We start from the raw sequence: 13,342 nt of genomic DNA, 5'->3' as shown, positions 1-13,342 counted from the left end.
TCCTTCTTCCTACACGTTCGCGTTTACGGTTTCATCCACGATGCCGAGCTCTTCTTTGATCCAATCGTAGCCTTCCGCCTCGAGGCGCTCCGCCAGCTCCGGACCGCCGGATTTCACGATGCGGCCCTGCATCATCACGTGTACGAAGTCAGGCTTGATGTAGTTCAGCAGGCGCTGATAGTGGGTGATGATCAAAAAGCCGCGTTCGGGGGAACGCATTTCGTTGACGCCGTTCGCCACCACTTTCAGCGCGTCGATGTCGAGACCGGAGTCGATCTCGTCGAGAATACAGATCTTCGGTTCCAGCATCATCATCTGCAGGATTTCGTTGCGCTTCTTCTCACCGCCGGAGAAGCCTTCGTTCAGGTAGCGGTGAGCAAAGGATTCGTCCATTTCCAGGGTTTTCATCTTCTTGTCGAGCTCGCGGATGAACTTCATCAGCGAAATTTCGTTGCCTTCGCCGCGGCGCGCGTTGATCGCGGAGCGCAGGAAGTCGGAGTTGGTCACCCCGCTGATTTCGGACGGATACTGCATCGCCAGGAACAGACCGGCGCGGGCGCGCTCGTCCACTTCCATCTCGAGCAGGTTTTCTCCGTTGAGGATCACTTCGCCTTCGGTCACTTCGTATTTCGGGTGACCCATCAGCGTGGACGCCAGCGTGGATTTCCCAGTACCGTTCGGCCCCATGATCGCGTGCACTTCGCCGCCTTTGATTTCCAGGGTGAGACCCTTGAGGATTTCCTTGTCCTCAATTTTGGCGCGAAGGTTTTTTATTTGCAAATGCGGTACTGCTGTCATGTGCTTTCCCTCCATCAGTATCGTGAAATGAATGGGTTATTCTCAATTCATTCTCAATGACTATCTTATAATAAGAATAATTTTAAATCAAGGAATGGAACATATCTGTAATTTTTAAATAATTATGTTTAGTATATTTAGCAAGTTGTTTCCGCGTACTGGGCATTCATATCATTTTTACTTCCTTTAAAAAGAAAAATCAATTCCATGTGACTGGAAAAAAGACCCTCGATTGACTTGGGCTTGTACGGGCAGCAAACGGACGTCCCCTGTGGTGAACGTTCCCGAAACACGGTCCGCTGAAAATGGTGAGCGAAGAAACACGGCAGCCCAAACGTTTGAATAAAGCGGGCAGCAGTCTGTATGGCCAGCCTGTCATGCGGACATGCGGGCCGTTGCCATACTCGCGAAAAAAAGGCGCCCGGCGGCCATTCCGGCCGGGGCGCCTTTTGCGTATCCTGGTTATTGAACGCGCGGACCCGCCTTGGCGATGTCTGTCGCGTTGGGGAATTTCTTCTGGAAGTTCTCGACGAAGCGGGCCGCCAATTCGCGCGCCTGCTTGTCGTACGCTTCCTTGTCCGCCCAGGTGTTGCGCGGCTGCAGCACGTCCGCCGGCACGTTCGGGCAGGACGTCGGCACCTGCACGCCAAAGACGGGATCGGTCACGTAGTCCACGTGTTCCAGTTCGCCGTTCAGCGCAGCGGTTACCATCGCGCGGGTGTAGGCCAGCTTCATGCGCGAGCCCACGCCGACCGGTCCGCCGGTCCAACCGGTGTTGACCAGGTAGACCCGCACGTCGCGCTCGTCGATCTTTTTGCCCAGCATCTCGGCGTAGACGACCGGATGCAGCGGCAGGAACGGAGAGCCAAAGCAGGTGGAGAACTCCGTCTGCGGAGTGGTCACGCCGCGCTCGGTGCCGGCCATTTTGCTGGTGTAGCCGGACAGGAAGTGGTACATCGCCTGTTCCTTCGACAGTTTGGAGATCGGCGGAAGCACTCCGAAGGAATCGGCGGTCAGGAAGATGATCACGTTCGGATGGCCGCCGACGCCCGGAATGACGGCGCCCGGAATCGCTTCAACCGGATAGGCGGCGCGGGTGTTTTCCGTGTAGGCATCGCTGTCGTAATCGGCGACGCGGCTCACCGGGTCGACCACCACGTTTTCCAGCACGGTGCCGAACTGGATCGCCTTCCAGATTTGCGGCTCGCCTTCTTCGGACAAGCGGATGCACTTGGCGTAGCAGCCGCCCTCGATGTTGAAGACGCCGTCGTCCGACCAGCCGTGCTCGTCATCGCCGATCAGGAAGCGGTTCGGGTCGGCGGACAGCGTTGTCTTGCCCGTGCCGGAGAGGCCGAAGAACAGCGCCACATCGCCGTCTTTGCCCACGTTGGCGGAGCAGTGCATGGACAGCACGTTGCGCTCGGGCAGCAGCAGATTCATCACGCTGAAAATCGATTTTTTCATTTCGCCGGCGTATTCGGTCCCACCGATCAGCACGGTTTTCTGTTCAAAGCTGATGATGATGAACGTCTCCGAATTGGTGCCATGAACAGCCGGGTCGGCCTTGAATGTCGGCGCGTAAATGACGGTGAACTCCGGCTTGTGCTCGGCCAGTTCTTCCGCGGTCGGGCGGATGAAGAGCTGGCGGGCAAACAGGTTGTGCCACGCGTATTCGTTTACCACGCGGATCGGCAGACGGTAGGTTTTGTCCGCGCCGGCAAAGCCGTCAAAGACGAACAGCTCTTTCGTCTGCAGGTACTCCAACACGTCCTGGTAGAGGGCCTGAAACTTCTCCGGAGAGATCGGCTGGTTGACCGGTCCCCAGTTGACTTTATCATGCACGGAGGCTTCGTCCACCACAAATTTGTCTTTGGGCGAGCGGCCGGTAAACTTACCCGTTAACGCGTTGAGCGCTCCCTTGTCGGTCAGAATGCCTTCGCCGCGTTTTACCGCCATCTCAACGAGTTGGGCGACAGGCAGGTTTGCGTGAACGGTTGCCGTCGCCAGTACGTCAGCAAGCTTGTAAACCGTCTTGGTTTCCATGTGTGAACGATCTCCTTCCCATGTAAATCCGAGTCATGCCTTTCTCATGTCACTTGATTTGTAATTAGTATATCACATTTCGTTAAATAAGCTACAAGATTTTAATTTTTGGGTGTGAACAAAATGTGAATGACTGTCTGCCAACACATTCGGCCGGGGTTTCCTGTTTCTAGGGTTCCCCGGCGCGTCCGCTTCCTCCGCCTCCGCATCGCTTTTGTCCGTTCCAGATCATGGCAGCACTGCCTGCATGGCGCCGAACGACAAAAGCCTCCGCCGGATGGCGGAGGCACCGTTCCCCGTATTTACGCTGATTGCTCCCCGTGGAGGTGGGCAAATGTCCGGACCACAACGCGCGCGAGGATTTCCGCGCCGGCAAGCAGGGCGGTGCGATCGAAGCGCATGTGCGGATGGTGCAGCCCGGGCGTCAGATCGCAGCCAAGCGCGAGCATCGTCGCCTTGATGTGCGGCCGCTCCACGGTGTAAAAATGAAAGTCTTCCGCGCCGGGACTTACCGGAGCGGGCCGCAGGTGTTCCGCTCCCAAGACGTCCACGATCGCCTGTTCCATCAGCCGCCTGGCCTCTTCGTCCACTTCCGCCGCCACCATCCGCGAACCGGTCGTCACGCTGATGTCGGCCCCAAACATCGCGGCCGCGCCGTCGATCACCTGCCGGACGCGGGCGGCCAGCTCCTCCATCGCCTGGTTGGTCTGCGCCCGCAGGTCAAGCGCGAAGCGGGCCTTGTCGGGGATGATGTTGTAGCTGTCCCCGCCCGCCTGCAGCATGGTCATTTTCACGGTCGCCGGCACCATCGGATTGGTGCGCACCTGCCCCAACCCGTTGAGGATGGCCCCCGCTACCTCGATGGCGTTCACGCCCAGGTGCGGCCGGGCCCCGTGCGCCGACACGCCGGTGATCTCTCCCGTCATGAACATCGCCGCGCCGTTGTAGATCGCCGGCCCTGCGTCGCCCGCCGCCATTTCTTGAATCGGCCGCAGATGGACGCCGTAGAGGAAGTCGATGTCGTCCACCACCCCTTTTTCCACCAGCTTGAGCGCGCCCTCTCCCTTTTCCTCGGCGGGCTGGAACAGGATTTTCACGGTCCCTTTCGGCCGGTACCCGGAAGCGATCAGCGCCTCCACCGCCTCCAGCACGATCGTCATGTGGGCGTCGTGACCGCACGAGTGATTGGCCCGCCACACACCGTCCACTTCCTGCCAAAGCGCGTCGATGTCGGTCCTGAGGCCCACGACCGGCTTGCCTTCCCCCCACTCCGCCACCAGCCCGGTGCAGTCGTCAAACGCCGTCACGCGCAGCCCCAGGGCACGCATCCGGTCTGCCAGATAGCGGGTCGTCTCCACTTCTTTCCAACTGATCTCCGGATGGGCGTGCAGATGGTCAAACGTGCGGTATACGTGGGCTTGCCGCGCGGCCAGCGTCTCTTTCAACGGCAGCGCTGTCGTCATGTTCCCCTCTCCTTTTTTCACCGTATTGCGAATGTTCCGTCATCATCGAGCATGGCTGTTCCCTGTTGTCTCGTCTTCCGACCGGAACGTTCTCCCGGGACCATTATAGCACAGGACCGGCTCAGCACCGCAGGGGACAGTCACGGCGCCGCGACGGCGCACCTGGCCCCTTCCGGCCGCCATCCGTATCCGGCCGTTCAGCCCGACAAGCGGAGCAGCGCCTCCAGCTTCAGCCGGTCGCCGATCCGTCCCTTTGTGGACACCTGCTGCTTGGCGTACTGGTAGGCCAGCTCATCGCCGCCGAACAGCATCGCCAGATCACGCGCGCGCCCCCGCACTTCCAGATGGACCGGTTCCTGCCATGCCGTACACGCCACGCCGCCGCCGGAAAACGTCAGGCAGTAGCGCGCCGGCACATCTTCCGCGACAATCCCCACGACCCGGTCCCATCCGGCCGTCAAGGGTTTCAAATGGGCTTTCCGCCCCACCCGTTCCGCCTTCTCCGCCAACAGCCGCTCCAGACACACCGCCACCGCCATCTCCTCCTTTTTCTTCTCCCTTACGTTCGGGGAGGGGCGGGTCGAATCCTTTGACGAGCAGTCGGAGCCGATGTCGGCTGGTGTCATCCGCCACCCTTTTTCTCGACACACACCCGCAGGGCGGGACGCCGGCAGATGGCCCTCGGGACAGCAAAACGGCACCTGCCGTCTGCAGATGCCGTTCTCCATCTATCTCAAAGCCGCTGCTTGGTTACTCGTCAAACTCGTCCTTGTCCAGGCGGACCTCCAGATGGTGGCCGTCCGGCGTTTCAAAATAGAGGTTGTAGCTGGTCGGCCGGGCAATGGGGCCGCGGTAGCAGATGTTGCATGCCTCCAGCTTGTCGACCAGGTAATCCAGCTCCGCCCGGCTGGTCACGGAAAAGGCGATGTGATCCACCTGTCCGATGCCGCCTTTGCCTTCGTCACCGGTGCAGGGATGGAGACCAATCCGTGTGTAAGTGCCGATTTGAAAGTAGATAGGTGCTCCTTCTGTCATGTGTTCATCCGGGATGGGAACTTCCAATATGTCTTTGAAAAAACGAGCTACCTTCACGACATCGCGGCAATTCAGGGCGATGTGGTGTACACCTTTCAAATGAAACATTTACACTGCCTCCCACGTCAACTCGATCACACGCTGCGCTTTGACATTTCCTTCCGCTTGTTGTACTGCTTCAGCCGCTCGCTCAACCGCTTGAGGCGAAGCATCAGCGCTTCCCGCCAGTCGTCGTCGTTCAGCTCTTTCGCCACGCCCAGCAAGTCGAGGGAAATGTCAATCTGCTGTTTCAGCACGTCGGCGAAGCTGGCTGCTTCGTCCGTCATGCTACAATTCTCAAACAACTCGGATGTATTGTCAACACTCACAAAGTCGGCAAAGTCGACTTCCGGTGCATTATCGCCCTGCGCATACTCTACCAAGATCTCGTACTCTCCCTCAATGGCCGGATGGACTTCGATCCGGTCGCAAACCGGGCAAAACAGGATGGGCACGTTGTGCACAAGCGTCTTGTAATGACGCACGGTCCCGATCGAACCGACCATTCCGGCTCCGCAGCAAAAGCTCATACCTCTCCCTCCTTTTCGCCAAACGCTTGCACGTTTGCACGAATTCTGTCTGTATAGGCATTGTAGCCTACAAACGGACGTCAACTCCAGACGCAAATGATACCAGTACCCTGCGCGGAAGGGGTGAAATCGTACTCCTATTGTATCGGAAAACAACAGCACTGACCACTTTTTTCTGACTAGTCCGAACATTTCCGGCGCATTTTCCGCTCCTGCCTGGACGCCGCCGCCCGCAGCCCGGCGCGTTTTCTCCCCCTCATCGGGCAGCAGTTTCGTGGTGTCCCGCCGCTTGGCCCGTCCCGGAGCCCCGGCCGCCCCATGCACAAAAGGCCGGAGCATACCGCTTCCGGCCTTTTCGTCCACGTGCCTATTCTTTTACCATCGCTTCGTATTTGTCCGCGTCCAGCAGCTTATCCAGCTCGCTCGGATCGGACATTTCCACGACGATCATCCACGCCTGTTCGTACGGCGACGTGTTGACCAGCTCCGGCGCGTTTTCCAGCTCGCCGTTTACCTCCACCACTTTTCCGCTGACAGGAGCATACAGCTCGGATACGGTCTTGACCGACTCCACGCTGCCAAACGGTTCATCCTGCTTGATCTCGGCCCCTACTTCCGGCAGTTCGACGAACACGATGTCGCCCAGCTCGGATTGGGCAAAAGCCGTAATGCCGATATACGCCTTGTTTCCTTCTACGCGCACCCACTCGTGCTCTTCACTGTAACGAAGGTGTTTCGGGAATTCCATCGCTCACGTATCCTCCTATCGGGTACAGTCAATTACCCCTTACTTATTGGACAAACGCTCTAGGATTCCTCTTCAATCCCCAAAATTCGATGAAGGCGTTTCTTCACCAGGTTGAGCCCCTTCTCGCCCGCCTGGAAGTGGCGGAGCTGCAGGTTTTCGTCAAACAGGTAGAAAGCCGGGACGTATTCGTTTTGGAACGCGTCGGTGGTCTTCATCTGGTTGTCGATGGCAATCGGGTGCGTCAGCTTGTACTCGGCGATGGTTTCCTTGATCGCCTCCACGTTGGTATCCGCTTCGGAGCGCGGCATGTGGATGCCCACCACCTGCAGGCCGTTGGCGGCGTATTTATCGCGCCACTCGTTGACCTGCGGCAGCGACTCCTTGCACATGTAACAGCTAATCGACCAGAAGTGAACCAGGACCGGTTTGCCGGCCAGTTCGGACTTGCTCGCCTGTCCGTTGACCCATTCCGTCACACCGGGGAAATCAGGCAGTTCTTCGCGCAAACGCATGGAAAGCACATCTCCTTTCGAGTTCCTACAGAAAAGCATATGCCGAAAGCGGCCCTACTATTGATAGGAGTCGCCGCACTTCGATCCTGCAAAAAAAGGGTCTAACAGCAGGTTGTTAGACCCTTTTTCATCCTGTTGTCGCGATTCTTACTTCGCAGTCAGGTGAGCTTCACCCGGACGCCAGTTGGCCGGGCACAGACCGCCGGATTGCAGTGCTTGCAGCACGCGCAGCGTTTCGTCTACGGAGCGGCCGATGTTCAGATCGGTTACCACTTGGTAGCGCAGAATGCCTTCCGGGTCAATGATGAACAGACCGCGGAATGCTACGCCGGCTTCTTCATCCAGAACGCCGTAAGCGCGAGCGGTGGTTTTGTTGAAGTCGGAAGCGAGCGGGTAGTTCAGGCCGCCCAGACCGTTTTGGTCGCGCGGAGTGTTGATCCATGCGCGGTGGGAGTGCTTGGAGTCAACGGATACGCCGAGCACTTCCGCATCCAGATCCTTGAAGTCTTCGATCGCATCGCTCAGCGCGATGATTTCCGTCGGGCACACGAAAGTAAAGTCGAGCGGATAGAAGAACAGCACCAGCCATTTGCCGCGGTAGTCGGAGAGGGAAACCTTACCGAAATCCTTGCCGTTGCCGAGAGCGGTTTCCAGAGTAAAGTCAGGGGCCGGAAGACCAACAAGACGTTGTGCCATATGTAACAACCTCCTTGGAATTGTTGTATTGCCTACAGTTCTCATCATATCAACGGAACTCTTTATAGTCAATATAATATAGGAATCATTTCAACCTGTAATTCCATCTCAATGGCCCAACAGCTAGGTTTTCCACTCGCGGGGGAGTCTATACGCCGGTCGGCCTTCTTTGCAAAATGCCGGATGCCGCGATCCTGTCGGCCGCTTCCCGCAGCACGTCCGGCGGCTGCACCAGAGCAATGCGCACGTAGCCTTCTCCTTCCGCGCCGAATGCGCTGCCGGGGACGACCACCACGCCCGCTTCTTCCAGCAGGGCAAAGGCAAACGCCCGGGAACTCCATCCGGCCGGCACCGGCGCCCAGACAAACATGGTCGCCTTGGGCGGCTCGATCGACCAGCCCGCTTCCCGCAGCGCAGCGAGCAACACGTCACGCCGTTCCTGGTAGAGGGGGCCCACCGCGTTTGGCGAACCCGACTCCCTGTCCAGCCGCAGCGCCGCCACCGCCATCTGCTGCACAGGGAGAAAGACGCCGTAATCCACGTTGGATTTGACCGCGGCCAGCGGCTTGATGATCTCTTCATTGCCTACCACGTAGGCGATCCGGCAGCCGGCCATGTTGAAGCTTTTGGAAAACGAGTTGAACTCGATGCCCACGTCTTTGGCTCCGGGCGCCTGCAGAAAACTGGGCGGCCGATAACCGTCAAACGCCATTTCCGAGTAGGCCAGGTCGTGCACCACGATGATGTCGTGCTGTTTGGCAAAGGACACCACCTGTTCAAAAAAGGAGAGCGGGGCCACGGCAGACACCGGGTTGTTCGGATAGTTGAGAATCATGAAGCGGGCGCGCCGGGCCACCTCTTCCGGAATTTTCGCCAGATCGGGCAGGAAGTCGTTTTCCGCCCGCAGCGGCATCGGGTACAGGTCGGCCCCCGCCAAACGGACGCTGCCGGCGTAGATGGGATACCCCGGGTCCGGCACCAGCACCACGTCGCCGGGGTCGGCCCAGGCCAGGGCAAAGTGGGCCAGACCGTCCTGGGAGCCCATCAGCGAGTGTACCTCCCTGTCGGGATCGAGCGCGACGCCGAACCGGTACCGGTACCAGTGGGCCACTTCGGCGCGAAATTCGTCCGTCCCGTCGGTCATCGGATAGCCGAACGCTCCCGGCTGCCGCACGGCTTCGACCAGCACGTCCACCAGCTCAGGCGCGGGCGGCTGGTCCGGACTGCCGATGCTCAGGTCGATGACGGGACGGCGCTGCGCCGCGCTCCGCTTGCGCCTCGCGAGTTCGGAAAATATCGCCGACGACAGGTGCTCCAAACGCCGCGACGGGGTCCGCATCGTCAGCGCGCCCCCCACGCTTTTTCGTACTCGTCTTCCTTGAAGCCAACTGTTACCGTCCTGCCGTCCGTCACCAGCGGACGCTTGATCAGCTTGCCGTTGGACGAAAGCAGTTCCAGCATCTCGTCCTCGCTCATCGCGGGCAGCTTGTCCTTCAGCCCCAGTTCACGGTAGTGCTGGCCGCTGGTGTTGAAAAACTTGCGCAGGTCGAGCCCGCTCGCCTGCCACATCCGGCGCAGCTCCTCCTTGGACGGCGGCGCCTCGACGATGGGAATCTCCTCAATGGCGACACCGTGCCGGTTGAGCCACTGCTTCGCTTTGCGGCAGGTGCCGCATTTGTCGTAGAGGTATGCTTTGATCGTCATACTGGTTCACCTCGAACACTCGTTATAAAAAGCAGGTGGAAAGAATGGTTCCTGCTTCTAGCATACCATGATGGCCCTGGCAGCAAAAAAGGTATCTGTCTGAAGGCAGCAAGAAAACGTTCATGACAAGTGACGATTCCATTGGACCCTCTCTTGTTCAGCCGGGGGCGGCCGTGAGCAGGTTAGAAAACTTGGCTTTGCCAAGCCTTGGCGCGGGCAAAGCCTTAGTTCGACTGTTTCCGATGGACGACGTGTACAGGTTTCTGGTGAAATGTAACGAAATTGGTAATAAAAACGTCAGACTATCGATGACTTGATTTACTGGATAAACATGCTTGGAGGGACATTGATGAAGTTCAAAAAATCGATCATGCTTTTTGCATCGCTCAGCCTGTTTACCACCATCTCAGCATCAGCTGCGTCGCCGATTGTCGAAAAAATGAAAAAAGCAGACCAGCAGCGGTTGGAAGCGGAAAAAAATAAGGAATGCGGCATGGGCTGTCGTGCAGGAAGAGATCTCTACATGGGGATTGGCCCGGTTTTTTATGAAATGCAGTTGAAAAACGATACGTTGACCCCGGAGCAGGTATACATCTTAGATAAGGTTAAGGACATTCTTCAGAAAGAATCGGAGATCATCGATCTGTACAAGGCAAACGAGCGAGCGCCGTACAACAAAGTTCGTGAAGACGTACAAGCGACGATACTGGATATGCTGACCTATACGTCCAAGATGAAAGAAGTCTCCGCGAACGATGTGAAAGTTTTAACCTACGCTGTATCCAAAGCGCGCGAACTCTATGTGGATGCATCTTGGCAGGAGAGCTGGGTAGCCGATCGCGACACCGAGTATCTTTATGCATACATGAATGGTGTCGTCGCCGTGCTTGATCGTTTTCAGCACGATTTGCCCCAATTCGCCGACTATATCCCAGGTGGCAGCTTCTCCGAATACAGCTGGGCGCATTCGGTTGCCATGAGATCGATTGCGGAATTCACCAAGTCGCTGGAGTCGAACTACCATGATACTGTGCAAGAGCTGTACGATACGTACACCAGAAATTATCTGAATCTGGTTCAGGCCGATCAAAGTTTGAATCTCGAGTACAAAATTAGAAACGCGACGGACATTTACAGCGCATACAAAACCCAACTTGGAACTGCATTCAAAAACAATATGATTGCCACTACACAGGAAGTGATCATCAATGTCCTCAAGCAAAACAATGCTGAGATCAAAGAGAATGAACGATACTACCAGGATTACTCCCAGGCGATCGAAATGATCGATGCATTTGTCGGGCAGAAGGAAATAGCAGTAGCAACCAAAAAACAGCTCCGCCTGCAATGGTACCAATCGTTCATGGCAGGACTGGATAAGCTGGACGTCAGTATATATAATGGAGAATTTTATTGGTATGTCGACTATCTGGTCAACAATAAGCTCAAGCAATTTGCGCAAGCTCATCCTGCGGAAATGAAGAAGCTGGCAGCAAAGCTGCTGACAAAAGTGAAAGCCGAAAAAAATCCGAAAGATGCAGCGGCGTATAAAAAAGCAATCGCGACATTGACCAAGCTGAGCCGTTAACAGGCGCAGCATGCTTGGCAGAGTCACTCGGTTTTGCTAAGGGATAAAGCGCGATTACACCACCTTGCCAAGCAGCGGTAAACATGAGGGACGTATCTTCAACTGCGAAAAACCCCCAAAATTTTATACTTTCCGATATTACAAAAGAACGGCAGCCGCGCGTACCGCCGACTGCCGCTCCCTGTCGTGCAGTCGCTTATTCCGTTGTCCGTGCCGGTTCACCGGGCGCGCCGCCCGGCTCGGCCGCTTCCGCCCCCGGATTGACCTGCCACGTCTGCGCCAGCGGCGAAAAGGGCACCCCCAGCGGGTCCGCCTCTGCCGCTTCCGCGAGCGTGCCGGTCAACGGTTCCGTGTATTGAATCCGCTCTTGGGTCACGTGCGTTCGCCTCCTCCACTCCGATGTCTTACAGTGTGGAGATCAGGCGGCCGCTTTATGCACGTCAGGCGGAGACAGTCACCTGCACCTGATAACCGGCGTGTTTTTTCGCCTGGAAGACGCCGTTTTCAAAAATCAGGTACTGGGCCTTGACGCCGATCAGCTTGCCGCCGACGCTCTCCTGCTTGTCCAGCGTCAGCGAATGGATCTTGTCCAGCGACTCCAGAATCGGATAGGTGATGTCCACCCATTCGTCCTCCCGGTACTGAAACGGCTTGAACTCCTCGGGGAAGTGGGCGTACACCTCTTCGCGCAGGGCCAGGAGATCCACTTCCTTGACGTCCCCTTTCAGCATTTTTCGCCAGTTGGTCTTGTCCGGCAAAAACTGGCTCAGGTGTACCTCCAGTTCTCCCGCCATGCGCCGAGTCGGCACCTCCGCGATCGGAATGGCGCGGATGGCCCCCTGGTCCACCCAGCGCTTGAGCTCGTTGTTTTTTCGCGTCAGCCCCACCTTCACGTCGCTGGATACGGCCAGGTAGACGTAGTGCGGAATCATGCAATGCGCCTCCCCGAAGCTGGCGTCCCGACAGGTCCCCTGATCGTAGTGGCATTCGTGCGGCTTGACGATGCACAAGTCGTTTTCCGGCAGCTTGGTAAAACAGGGGTAGCAGTACCCGTTGTTAAAGGTCTTGTTGGTCTTGCGTCCGCAGGCGATGCAGTTTTTCTCGCCGAGAAAGGCGATGGTCAGTTCCCGGCCCAGCCATTCGTTCAACGGCAGCCGGTCTTCTCCCACCTGCAGATAGTAGTCGACAGGCTGATCCTTGCCGTGGTACTGGTGGGCCAGCCCATGTAGAACACCGCGGAGTTCCACCATACTCTCTCCTCCCCTATGTACGGTCCCTTCATTCTACCACATCCCGTTTCCCCGCTGGCCGCTGTTTTCTTTTGGCAGCATGTTTTCCCGGGGCCCGGTGAAGCTAGGAGATGACAACAATGCAAAGGAGGCGGTAGTCTTGCACCGCAGGATGCTGTTTGCCTGTCTGCTCCTCTGCCTCTTGGGGTGGACGCCCCGAACCGCCGCGTCTGTTCCGCCTGTCCCCGCCTACGAGCCCATCCATCGCATCGACACCCCGAAAAAGGTGGTGGCGCTCACCTTTGACGACGGACCGGACGCCGTCTACACGCCGAAGATCCTGGAAGTGCTGCACCGCAACAACGTGTCGGCCACCTTTTTCGTGCTCGGCTCCAAAGCGGACCAATATCCCAAGGTGATGCAGTGGATCAAGAAAGCCGGGCACGAGATCGGCAATCACGGGTACCATCACTACGACCTGCACAAGCTGACCGAACAGGAGATTTACGACGAGATCAAGCGCGCGGAGCAGTCCATCCTGCGCACGACCGGCGTGCTGGCCCAGTACTACCGGCCGCCCGGCGGCGTGATGACCCACGACGTGATGAACGCCGTCCAGTCATGCGGGTACGACATCATCCACTGGTCGGTCGATCCGCGCGACTGGTCGTTGGCCCGCACCGCCTCGGTGATCGCCAAAAGCGTCAAAAGCAACGTCTCGGCCGGAGACATCATCCTGTTTCACGACGGCGGGCTGAACCAGCGGCAGACCGTAGCGGCGCTGCAGGAGCTGATTGCCGATCTACGCTCCCAGGGCTACCGCTTTGTCACCGTGAGCCAGCTTCTGGACGCCGCCCAATAAGTGCTGCGTTTGTCAGCATCCTTCGCTTCGGCGAGCCAACCGGGCCCCGTTTGCGTCCAGTGGATGGACATGGCCCCGCCGGCTCCCGCGATCCG

General features: G+C 57.7%; 15 protein-coding genes. 2 read left to right on the top strand and 13 right to left on the bottom strand.

Annotation, left to right across the window (positions count from 1 at the left end; genetic code table 11):
• Positions 1-9: 9 nt before the first annotated feature.
• The 11 genes from sufC to M516_RS0106020 form a co-directional block, all read right to left on the bottom strand.
• Positions 10-798 carry a Fe-S cluster assembly ATPase SufC gene (gene sufC, locus M516_RS0106070; RefSeq protein ID WP_029098330.1) on the bottom strand — a complete coding sequence of 263 codons (789 nt, stop codon included), beginning with the start codon at positions 796-798 and terminating at the stop codon, positions 10-12.
• Between the two features lie 462 nt (positions 799-1,260).
• Complete coding sequence (pckA, locus tag M516_RS0106065; RefSeq protein WP_029098329.1) at positions 1,261-2,841, bottom strand: phosphoenolpyruvate carboxykinase (ATP); 1,581 nt, start codon at positions 2,839-2,841, stop codon at positions 1,261-1,263.
• A 302-nt stretch (positions 2,842-3,143) separates the two neighbouring features.
• Positions 3,144-4,304, bottom strand: coding sequence for a M20 peptidase aminoacylase family protein (locus M516_RS0106060; RefSeq protein WP_035289016.1), 1,161 nt, complete (start codon positions 4,302-4,304; stop codon positions 3,144-3,146).
• Between the two features lie 197 nt (positions 4,305-4,501).
• Positions 4,502-4,930, bottom strand: a complete 429-nt coding sequence (locus M516_RS24605; protein ID WP_152523353.1) for an SCP-2 sterol transfer family protein — start codon at positions 4,928-4,930, stop codon at positions 4,502-4,504.
• A 124-nt stretch (positions 4,931-5,054) separates the two neighbouring features.
• On the bottom strand, positions 5,055-5,447 hold the full coding sequence (locus M516_RS0106050; RefSeq protein WP_029098326.1) for a VOC family protein: 393 nt from the start codon (positions 5,445-5,447) through the stop codon (positions 5,055-5,057).
• Positions 5,448-5,473: 26 nt separating this feature from the next.
• Positions 5,474-5,908 (bottom strand): hypothetical protein, encoded by a 435-nt coding sequence (locus M516_RS0106045; RefSeq protein WP_029098325.1) that lies wholly within the window; start codon positions 5,906-5,908, stop codon positions 5,474-5,476.
• Positions 5,909-6,275: 367 nt separating this feature from the next.
• Complete coding sequence (gene gcvH / locus M516_RS0106040; RefSeq protein WP_029098324.1) at positions 6,276-6,656, bottom strand: glycine cleavage system protein GcvH; 381 nt, start codon at positions 6,654-6,656, stop codon at positions 6,276-6,278.
• A gap of 59 nt (positions 6,657-6,715) precedes the next feature.
• Positions 6,716-7,168: a redoxin domain-containing protein gene (locus tag M516_RS0106035; protein WP_029098323.1), complete on the bottom strand. Its 453-nt coding sequence runs from the start codon at positions 7,166-7,168 to the stop codon at positions 6,716-6,718.
• A gap of 147 nt (positions 7,169-7,315) precedes the next feature.
• Positions 7,316-7,864, bottom strand: a complete 549-nt coding sequence (locus tag M516_RS0106030; RefSeq protein ID WP_029098322.1) for a peroxiredoxin — start codon at positions 7,862-7,864, stop codon at positions 7,316-7,318.
• A 148-nt stretch (positions 7,865-8,012) separates the two neighbouring features.
• Entirely contained in the window at positions 8,013-9,203 is a 1,191-nt protein-coding gene (locus M516_RS0106025; protein ID WP_029098321.1) for an aminotransferase class I/II-fold pyridoxal phosphate-dependent enzyme, read from the bottom strand.
• 2 nt (positions 9,204-9,205) lie between these two features.
• Positions 9,206-9,568, bottom strand: a complete 363-nt coding sequence (locus tag M516_RS0106020) for an arsenate reductase family protein (RefSeq protein ID WP_029098320.1) — start codon at positions 9,566-9,568, stop codon at positions 9,206-9,208.
• A 349-nt stretch (positions 9,569-9,917) separates the two neighbouring features.
• Here M516_RS0106020 and M516_RS0106015 point away from each other — a divergent pair, with 349 nt between their 5' ends.
• Positions 9,918-11,156 (top strand): hypothetical protein, encoded by a 1,239-nt coding sequence (locus tag M516_RS0106015; RefSeq protein ID WP_029098319.1) that lies wholly within the window; start codon positions 9,918-9,920, stop codon positions 11,154-11,156.
• 196 nt (positions 11,157-11,352) lie between these two features.
• Here the strand turns inward: M516_RS0106015 and M516_RS0106010 are convergent, their stop codons facing one another.
• Together M516_RS0106010 and M516_RS0106005 are read right to left on the bottom strand one after the other, a co-directional pair.
• Entirely contained in the window at positions 11,353-11,532 is a 180-nt protein-coding gene (locus M516_RS0106010; protein WP_029098318.1) for a hypothetical protein, read from the bottom strand.
• A gap of 64 nt (positions 11,533-11,596) precedes the next feature.
• Positions 11,597-12,403, bottom strand: coding sequence for a DUF2797 domain-containing protein (locus M516_RS0106005; RefSeq protein WP_029098317.1), 807 nt, complete (start codon positions 12,401-12,403; stop codon positions 11,597-11,599).
• A gap of 154 nt (positions 12,404-12,557) precedes the next feature.
• On the opposite strand from M516_RS0106005, the gene M516_RS0106000 reads away from it, so the two are divergent.
• Positions 12,558-13,247, top strand: coding sequence for a polysaccharide deacetylase family protein (locus tag M516_RS0106000; RefSeq protein WP_416358649.1), 690 nt, complete (start codon positions 12,558-12,560; stop codon positions 13,245-13,247).
• The last annotated feature ends 95 nt before the right edge of the window (positions 13,248-13,342 follow it).

This window comes from Brevibacillus thermoruber 423, from assembly GCF_000454065.1.
Taxonomy (GTDB): Bacteria; Bacillota; Bacilli; order Brevibacillales; family Brevibacillaceae; genus Brevibacillus; species Brevibacillus thermoruber.
The sequence above is the reverse complement of the archived record's forward strand: the minus strand, read 5'-3'. Positions and strand labels throughout refer to the sequence as shown.

Bases quoted from the DNA above. Each gene is read 5' to 3' on its own strand.
- M516_RS24605 (WP_152523353.1), bottom strand. From the start codon at position 4,930: ATGACACCAGCCGACATCGGCTCCGACTGCTCGTCAAAGGATTCGACC.
- M516_RS0106050 (WP_029098326.1), bottom strand. From the start codon at position 5,447: ATGTTTCATTTGAAAGGTGTACACCACATCGCCCTGAATTGCCGCGAT.
- M516_RS0106045 (WP_029098325.1), bottom strand. From the start codon at position 5,908: ATGAGCTTTTGCTGCGGAGCCGGAATGGTCGGTTCGATCGGGACCGTG.
- M516_RS0106015 (WP_029098319.1), top strand. From the start codon at position 9,918: ATGAAGTTCAAAAAATCGATCATGCTTTTTGCATCGCTCAGCCTGTTT.
- M516_RS0106030 (WP_029098322.1), bottom strand. From the start codon at position 7,864: ATGGCACAACGTCTTGTTGGTCTTCCGGCCCCTGACTTTACTCTGGAA.
- gcvH (WP_029098324.1), bottom strand. From the start codon at position 6,656: ATGGAATTCCCGAAACACCTTCGTTACAGTGAAGAGCACGAGTGGGTG.
- M516_RS0106035 (WP_029098323.1), bottom strand. From the start codon at position 7,168: ATGCGTTTGCGCGAAGAACTGCCTGATTTCCCCGGTGTGACGGAATGG.
- M516_RS0106025 (WP_029098321.1), bottom strand. From the start codon at position 9,203: ATGCGGACCCCGTCGCGGCGTTTGGAGCACCTGTCGTCGGCGATATTT.
- M516_RS0106000 (WP_416358649.1), top strand. From the start codon at position 12,558: ATGCTGTTTGCCTGTCTGCTCCTCTGCCTCTTGGGGTGGACGCCCCGA.
- M516_RS0106020 (WP_029098320.1), bottom strand. From the start codon at position 9,568: ATGACGATCAAAGCATACCTCTACGACAAATGCGGCACCTGCCGCAAA.
- M516_RS0106060 (WP_035289016.1), bottom strand. From the start codon at position 4,304: ATGACGACAGCGCTGCCGTTGAAAGAGACGCTGGCCGCGCGGCAAGCC.
- sufC (WP_029098330.1), bottom strand. From the start codon at position 798: ATGACAGCAGTACCGCATTTGCAAATAAAAAACCTTCGCGCCAAAATT.
- pckA (WP_029098329.1), bottom strand. From the start codon at position 2,841: ATGGAAACCAAGACGGTTTACAAGCTTGCTGACGTACTGGCGACGGCA.